This is a genomic window from Pseudomonas sp. R62, assembly GCF_000257605.1.
GTDB lineage: Bacteria > Pseudomonadota > Gammaproteobacteria > Pseudomonadales > Pseudomonadaceae > Aquipseudomonas > Aquipseudomonas atacamensis.
In genome coordinates this window covers 3102740-3110792 of the sequence record NZ_JH635998.1, presented here as the reverse complement: position 1 = coordinate 3110792, position 8053 = coordinate 3102740, and the positions used below count along the sequence as shown (strand labels likewise).

At 60.2% G+C, this 8053-nt stretch carries 8 protein-coding genes; 3 read left to right on the top strand and 5 right to left on the bottom strand.

Annotated elements, in window-relative coordinates; genetic code table 11:
- Positions 1–119: 119 nt before the first annotated feature.
- The 3 genes from OQK_RS15055 to OQK_RS15045 form a co-directional block, all read right to left on the bottom strand.
- Positions 120–737 carry an FKBP-type peptidyl-prolyl cis-trans isomerase gene (locus OQK_RS15055; protein ID WP_016773117.1) on the bottom strand — a complete coding sequence of 206 codons (618 nt, stop codon included), beginning with the start codon at positions 735–737 and terminating at the stop codon, positions 120–122.
- 135 nt (positions 738–872) lie between these two features.
- Positions 873–1163 carry a DUF6482 family protein gene (locus OQK_RS15050; protein ID WP_038860975.1) on the bottom strand — a complete coding sequence of 97 codons (291 nt, stop codon included), beginning with the start codon at positions 1161–1163 and terminating at the stop codon, positions 873–875.
- A gap of 131 nt (positions 1164–1294) precedes the next feature.
- A complete protein-coding gene (locus OQK_RS15045; protein WP_016773116.1) occupies positions 1295–1783 on the bottom strand; it encodes a TIGR00645 family protein in 489 nt (162 codons plus the stop codon).
- Positions 1784–1943: 160 nt separating this feature from the next.
- On the opposite strand from OQK_RS15045, the gene OQK_RS15040 reads away from it, so the two are divergent.
- Complete coding sequence (locus OQK_RS15040) at positions 1944–3773, top strand: hypothetical protein (RefSeq protein ID WP_016773115.1); 1830 nt, start codon at positions 1944–1946, stop codon at positions 3771–3773.
- Here the strand turns inward: OQK_RS15040 and OQK_RS15035 are convergent.
- Positions 3770–4090, bottom strand: a complete 321-nt coding sequence (locus OQK_RS15035) for a PA4575 family protein (protein ID WP_016773114.1) — start codon at positions 4088–4090, stop codon at positions 3770–3772. The genes OQK_RS15040 and OQK_RS15035 overlap by 4 nt on opposite strands.
- Before the next feature lie 324 nt (positions 4091–4414).
- Positions 4415–6853 carry a Lon protease family protein gene (locus OQK_RS15030; protein ID WP_016773113.1) on the bottom strand — a complete coding sequence of 813 codons (2439 nt, stop codon included), beginning with the start codon at positions 6851–6853 and terminating at the stop codon, positions 4415–4417.
- A gap of 302 nt (positions 6854–7155) precedes the next feature.
- Here OQK_RS15030 and OQK_RS15025 point away from each other — a divergent pair, with 302 nt between their 5' ends.
- Together OQK_RS15025 and OQK_RS32010 are read left to right on the top strand one after the other, a co-directional pair.
- A complete protein-coding gene (locus OQK_RS15025; protein ID WP_016773112.1) occupies positions 7156–7644 on the top strand; it encodes a DUF3015 domain-containing protein in 489 nt (162 codons plus the stop codon).
- A gap of 243 nt (positions 7645–7887) precedes the next feature.
- A partial coding sequence (locus OQK_RS32010) for a hypothetical protein (RefSeq protein ID WP_177318479.1) occupies positions 7888–8053 on the top strand: 166 nt, incomplete at its 3' end.

Sequence of the window (8053 nt, the reverse complement as noted above, 5' to 3'; positions counted from 1 at the left end):
AACTGTAGGAGTGAGCCTGCTCGCGATAGCGGTGTGTCAGATAGCCAATCAACAACTGACACACCGCGTTCGCGAGCAGGCTCACTCCTACATTGGCCTGCCATCAAGCAGGCTCGGTATTACAGAACGTCGAGCAGCTCGACGTCGAATACCAGAACGCTGTGCGGCGGGATGCTGCCCACGCCTTGTGCGCCGTAAGCCAGTTCGCTCGGCACGTACAGGCGCCATTTGCTGCCGGCATTCATCAGTTGCAGGGCTTCGGTCCAGCCAGCGATCACGCCGCCAACCGGGAATTCTGCAGGCTGGCCGCGCTCGTAGGAGCTGTCGAACACAGTGCCGTCGATCAGCGTGCCGTGGTAATGCGTACGCACCTGGTCTTCACGGGTCGGCTTGGCGCCATCGCCCTGAGTCAGTACTTCGAATTGCAGGCCGGAAGCCAGGGTGGTGATGCCGTCACGCTTGGCGTTTTCGGCGAGGAAGGCCAGGCCTTCGCCAGCCGCGGCTTCAGCCTTGGCAGCTGCTTCGGCTTGCATGATCTCGCGGATCACTTTGAAGCTGGCGGACATTTCTTCCTGGCCAACACGGCTTGGCTTGCCGGCGAAAGCGTCGGTCAGACCGGCCAGGATCGCGTCCAGGCTGACACCCGGTGGCGGGTTGTCGCGCAGCTGGTCGCCGAGTTGACGGCCGATACCGTAGCTGACGCGGGTTTCGTCGGTGGACAGATTTACTTCGGACATGACACTGCTCCGCTGTGCGGACGGCCACAGGACTTGCCGTGCGTGCACAGCGCGTCCCGGCGCGCCCGGAACCAAAAGGGCGAGCAGACTAGCACAGATACCCCGGACTTGGGGCCGGGGCTACAGGGCCGAACGCTAGGCGAGCGGCACTTTCAGGCTTTCATCGAGGTCAGCGACCAGGCCACACATTTCGTCATGGACCGAGGTGTGCACAAGATTGAAGGGCAGTACCGGAAAGGCATGCAGCAGATCCCGCGCGTGCTCCACTGATCGCAGCGTCAGCATATTGCCCTTGAGATCGCTCAACGGATACGCCGTCCCATGCATCCTCGCTTCCAACAGGTAAATGCCTCCTTCCATGGAGATCAGGTTCAACTCGTCGACCTTTTTGGCAACAGCAAACGCGTTCAACTCTTGCAGGTTCATGGAAGCACCTCACACCGTGGCGAATCGCACCGTTACAGGCATAGGCCGCTGCGCTTGAAAGCACAAGCCACATACGAAACCGCCCGTCTGTTTCGCAACAGACGGGCGGTTTTTTTGCCTTGATCGGCTGATCAGTGCTTGGTGACCTTGTCCAGGTAACCCATGGCAAACGCGGACACCACAAAAGTCATGTGAATGATCACGTACCACATCAGATGCTCGGGATCGACGTTCTTGGCATCCATGAAGATGCGCAGCAGGTGGATCGAAGAAATCGCCACGATCGACGCCGCGACTTTCATCTTCAGCGACGACGAGTCCATGGTGCCCAGCCAGCTGAGCTTCTCTTTGCCTTCGTCGATGTCCAGTTGCGAGACGAAGTTCTCGTAGCCGGAAATCATCACCATCACCAGCAGACCACCCACCAGCGCCATGTCGATCAGCGACAGCAGCACCAAGATCAGATCCGATTCAGCCATGGCGAAGACGTTGGGCAGGATATGGATGATTTCCTGGAAGAACTTCAATGCCAGCGCCAGCAGACCGAGGGACAGGCCGATGTAGATCGGCGCCAGCAGCCAGCGGGTGGCGTACATTGCATTTTCGATAAAGCGTTCCATTGACTCTCACACAAAGGGCTGGAAATGGCGGCGAGTATAACAGCCCGCTGTGACAGCCAGAAACCACCGGAAAATCCGCCACCTGCGTGTGTGTGACAAAGTTTTTCTGCTAGTGTCCAAAGCATTGACAGCCCAATGACAGTGGACAGGACGCGTGGAAATGGATGTGCGATCAGCCTTGACGACTGCCGGAATCTGCCTCGCCTTGCTCATCGGCGGTTGCTCGCCCGGCGATGAAAAACAAGTCGCCAACCTCGACGAAAAGACCGCCACCTTCGAACAGTCACTGGACACGATCAGCGATCCCAAGCTCAAGGACGCCATCACCGAACTCGGCGGTTCGCTGCTGTTGCTCGAGCGCGCCCGGCTCAAGCTCGACGACATCGCGCCGCACACCGAATACGGCGCAGACGCCCTCGCCGTGCTCAAGCACTACCCTACCCCGCAAGCGCTGGTCGATACCTTCATCAATGGCCTGTTCGTGCTGCACAAGGACGCCAGCTCGGATTACCTCACCGATCTGCAGCCGGTATTCCCGTTCAACCTGAACATTCCCGGCGGTTTCCTGTTCCCGCACGGCATCGAGTGGCACTCGGTCACGTTGAGCAACAAACGCGTGATCGCCTGGCAGCCGGAGTGGTCGGAGACCGATCCAGGCATTCAGCTCAGCCCGTCCAGCTCCAACGTGACCAACCCCGATGACCTGACGGTGACCTACCCGTTCATCGATGGCCTCAACGTCGACAAGAAAAGCCTGCCGCAACCGGTCAGCCTGCAAGGCCAGGTCGAAGTCATCGCGCCCCGGCGGCTGTACAGCTTTGACCTGACGCAGAAAGACGTCGGCCAGACCCGCAGCAACGACAACCTCAGCGTCAAACTGCTCAAGCTGGAAAAGAACTATGCCGAGGTCGAAGTCAGCAACAGCCTGCCGCTGGCAGCGGAAGTCGCCGAAACCCGGATCAATCCGCTGATCGTCCAGGCCCGCGACGCCAGCGGCGAATACCTGGTGCGCGCCGGCTCGATCAACGAAAGCCCGGAGCAGGTCGAGTTTTACCAGAAGCAACTGACGCAGTTACAAAAACAGAAGAGCTGGAGCGACTCTCTGGAAAAACAGCTCAGCGACGACCAGCAAGCCTTCGAGAAAGACCACCCGCGCCGCTACAACAAGGTGTATTTCCACGGCCCGATCGACACACTGGAAGTCAGCGTGCTCGACTTCTCCTCGGCAACGGTGACGCGCAAATCCCTGGACCTGCCGGTGCGCACCTTCAATCCGCACACCACGGCCAAAGCCGTGCAGCCGCTGGACCTGCCAGTTGTGGTGTATGACGATCTCGCCGCCAACTGGCTCAAAGGCGCGCACCTGACCGAGGAACAATTGAAGGCCGGCGTGCGCATTCATCAATCGGTGGAAGAGCCGAGCGCGGCGCGTATCGAGTTCTCCCACCGCCGCACCTTCAATGACGAATTGCTTGGCGACGAACTCAACCCCGGTGTCAGCCCGGTGACCTTCTTCACGGAAAAGCGCGGCGGCAAACTCGACGAGCCGATCGAACTGCCGCCCGAGGCGTACCAGGTCGATCCGCTGCAAGCGACGATTACTTATGATCTGAACCTGTTTCCGGAAACCCCGGCGATTGCCGTGGGCTCGATGCCGTTGTTTCTGGCCACGGTGGCCAAGCAATCCTACGACGCGCAGTCATTGCCCAAAGGCCTGGCGATCAAGGACAACACGCTGGTGGTCGACCTGAAAACCTTCCCGGCCAACGAATGGCGTTTCTTCGTCAAGGACGACAGTGGCCACTACCTCAAGCAGATTCTTTCGGTCAGCCACGACGCCAGCACCGAAGGCCCGGCGCTACTCGGCGTGCACTATTTTTACGGTCGCCCGACTCGCGTGGAAACCTATCAGCGCACCGACCTCGCCACCGTGCAATACGGCTTTGAGGTCAAGCTCGACAAGGCGCAGGTGGACCAGACAACGCCTTAACCGTTGAGACTGCGCCCACGGCCGCCGTTGATCTGCCGCAACTGCGCTTGCAGGTGCAGGCTCCAGATCTGCGGATCATCGGCCAGTTCGTAACCATGCAAGGTCAGGCTTTCAACGATGGTGTCGAGAATCGACTCGGCCGCGACCGGGCCGTGGAACGGGCCTTGGGCTTTTATCGCGGAAGGTTGTTCGCCGGCCATGCCGGCCGCGAAGAGCAGCGTCCACATGCCGTTGTCGCCGGCCAGCGGCTTGACGGCGCATTCGATACGGGTCACCAGACCCAGGCATTGACGGGTGAGACAGAGGTTGCGCGACATGGCGGCGACCCTCGGTAAAGCCGGTATTCAGCCCCCACGGGAGGACTGGCTCGATCCAGTGATACTGTCGATATCCTTGACCTGAGAATAGAAGAAAAGTGTCCCGCGCAAGCCAAATGGAACCAGAAGGCGCCGAATGGTCATTGTGTGAATATTGGCGTCAGAGTAGTGGCACATTCCCCGAAGATCCCCGCAGAGATCAATCTGGAAAAGCACTGTGGGAGCGAGCCTGCTCGCGAAGACGATGGACCAGCCAACTCATTCGTCGACTGATACAGCGCTTTCGCGAGCAGGCTCGCTCCCACAGGGTCTGGAAAGAACTGATCAGGCCGGTTTGGCTTCGGCGAGGGCCTCCTGCGCCAGTTCCTTCTCAGCCTCTTTCAAGTCCTCTTCGCTGATCATCTCGGCGATATCGCGCAGGCGCTCGACCACTCGCGCATTGATGCTGCCTTCGGGGAATTCGCCATCGGCGTTCGGCTCCCCGGCCGGCTCACCCACCAGCAGGCTCAGCGCCTCATCGGCCTGACGCACCGCATATACGTGGAACTGCCCGGCGCGCACGGCGGCGAGGACTTTCTCATCGAGCATCAGCGTGGCGACGTTGGCCTGGGGAATGATCGCGCCCTGCTCGCCGGTCAGGCCGCGCGCTTCGCAGAGGCGGAAGAAGCCTTCGATCTTCTCGTTGACCCCGCCGACTGCCTGCACTTCGCCGAACTGGTTGATCGAACCGGTGATGGCAAAACATTGCTTGAGCGGGGTTTTCGACAGCGCCGAAATCAGCGTGCACGCCTCGCCCAGCGATGCGCTGTCGCCGTCGACGTAACCGTACGACTGTTCCAGCGCAATGCTCGCCGAGATCGCCAGCGGGAATTCCTGGGCGTAACGGCTGCCCAGATAACCGGTGAGAATCATCACGCCTTTGGAGTGGATCGGCTGGCCGAGGTTGACCTCACGCTCGATGTCGACGATGCCGCTGCCGCCCGGGTACACCGTGGCGGAAATCCGCGCCGGCACGCCGAACGCCGAATCGCCGACTTCCAGCACCGTCAGCCCGTTGCACTTGCCGACTGCCGCGCCATCGGTGTCGATGAGGATGATCCCGGCGAGCATGTCGTCCAGAATCCGTGCCGAGACCCGCCCGGTGCGGGTGGCCTTGGCTTTCAGGGCGCGTTCGATATGGCCTGCGTCCGTCATTTCATCGCCGGCCAGATGGCGAATGAAATCCGCCTCGCTGACCAGTTGGAACAGATCGCCAATGCGCGCCGACAAGCGCCCCTGATGCTCGGCCAGCCGTGCGCTGTAGGTCGCCAGCCGCGCCACCGCATCGGCGGTCAGCGGCGCCATGCCTTCTTCCGAAGTACGGGTTTTCAGGAGCTGGGCGAACTGCTCAAGGCTTTCGTCGACCATCGGGATGTCTTCGTCGAAGTCGACCAGAACGCGGAACATCTCCTGGAAGTCCGGATCGAGATCCTGCAGCGTGTAATACAGCTGCCGCGCACCGATGATGATGACTTTGACCTGCAGCGGAATGTGCTGCGGGTTCAGGGTCATGGTGGCGAAGCGGCCCATCTCGCCCAGCGGCGATTCCATTTTCAGTTTGCGCGATTGCAGGGCGCGTTTGAGCGCATCCCACACGAACGGCTCGCTGAGCATTTTTTCCGCTTCAAGAATCAGGAAACCACCATTGGCGCGGTGCAGCGCACCCGGACGCAACTGCCGGTAAGTGGTGTAGAGCGCGCCCTGATCGGTGGTGTACTCGATGCGGCCGAACAGGTTTTCGTAGGTCGGATGCGGTTCGAATACCACCGGTGCACCGCCGCTGGCCGGATGCCCGACCACCAGGCTCGGTGCGTATTGTTCTTCCAGCAACTTGCGCGCGACGGCGTCGGTCTTGCTGTCGTCGACCAGTTGCTCGACCACGGTTTTCAGCAGATACACCTGCATCGCTTGCAGGTAACCGCAGACCCCGGCGTTCTCCGCGTACTTTTCCGACAGCGGCGCCAGCAACGGCTGCAAGGCCAGGGTGATGGTTTCTTCATTGAGGTGGCGCAGTTGATTGTTCGACTCGCGCTTCCACTGCGGCAGGCTGGCGAGTTCTTCGTTCAGGCGCTCTTCGAGGCCGGAAATGTCATCGTGAAAACGCTCGCGCTCGGCTTCCGGCAACTGCGCGAATTCGGCTTCGTCCAGGGCCTTGCCGTCGAGCATCGGGGTGAAGGCGATATTGCTGCTGTCGCGGTACAGGGCGACGTCTTTTTCCAGGGCCAGGCGCTCGATGATGTCCAGCGCCTTGTCGTAGCGCTGGTTGAAGGCGCGGTCGATGGCGCTTTTTTTCTGCTGGTAGGACGGGTGTTCGAAAACTGCTGGAAAAGTCGCCAGCAGGTTGTCGATCAGGCCGTTGATGTCGCCGATGAACGAGGCCGCCGTGCCCGATGGCAGCTCCAGGGCACGTGGTTCGCGCGGCTCATCGAAGTTGTTGACGTAGACCCAGTCCGCCGGGGTCTGCAGGCGCTTGCCTTCGGCTTTCAGGTAGCGTTTGACGAACGAGAAACGGCCGGTGCCGGGCTCGCCCATGACGAATACGTTGTAACCGGGACGTGGCATCGCCACACCGAACTGCAAGGCTTCGACCGCGCGTTCCTGGCCGAGCACACCGCGAAAGGGCTCCAGATCATTGGTGCTAGTGAAGCTGAACTGTTCAGCGGAAAACGGACGAGTCAGCGCTTCGGGCGCAAGACGCAGGCTGGCAGCAACAGGATCAGGCATCGGGCTTCCTTAACAATCAGGCGGGGCAGGTAGCGGCATTCTGGCGCTGCCCGTGCCCCACTGGCAAGGCGCGCCACATGACAAAGCATAGACAAGCGCGCGGCCGGCCGACGCGTCCCGATAAATCAGAGGTTTATTCCAAATATTTTGCAAAAAGTCACGGAACCGCTGGAACGTGCCTAAACTCCAAACTGCGCGGCTGGAACTAATACCGGCCCACTGACACTTTCGGCTTTGTCCTCGGGCAGAGCACGAAGGGCCAGAACCCTGTCCATTGGTATGCACATAAAGAGAACAAAGCTATGAAACGGATTCTTCTCGGTACTCTCTTCACCGCTGTATCCATCAACGCAATGGCGCAAGCCCCGGGCGGCCCGGATTGCGGTTGGGGCAACATGCTGTTCGAAGGTCAGCGTGGCACCCCGGCGCACTTCCTTGCTTCCACCACCAACGGCACTTCCGGTAACGCTACCTTCGGTATGACCTCCGGCACCAACGGCTGCTCGACCAACGCGTCCCTGACTTATGGCGGCAAATCCTGGTTCGCCATGAATGGCATGATGAACGAGCTGTCCGAAGACATGGCCAAAGGCAATGGCGAAGCGCTGACCACTTATGCCGTGGTCCTGGGCGTAGCACCGGAAGATCGCGCGCACTTCGCGCAAGTGACCCACGAGCACTTCCAGCAGATCTTCAGCAAAGCTGACGTGACCGCTGAAGACGTGCATACCAACACCCTGGCAGTACTGAAGTCGGACCCACGTCTGGCCAAGTACGCAACTCAGGCTTAAGCTCGACCCCGCCCGCTTCCTTCGGGAAGCGGGTTTTATTTTGAATACGGTCTGTAGCGAGGGGATTTATCCCCGTTCGGCTGCGAAGCAGTCGTAAAACCTGTGCATGCGATGTATCCGACGCATTGGTGACACAGCTTATGGGGCCGCTTCGCAGCCCAGCGGGGATAAATCCCCTCGCCACAGGGTGCAGTGATTACCCCCGATCCGGGATTTTTTTTCTTTCGACTTAAGTTGCCACCTATGCTCAAACGCCTTGCCTGGCTGGCGCTCTGTGTCTGCGCCCCGCTGTCCGCCGCGCCTCACATCGATCCTCAACGTTTGCAGCAACTGGCCAACGACCGCTTCTGGATTTCCCTCGGTCATTACGAAACCGCCAAGCTTGGCGGCTGGCGCAGCTATGTCAGCG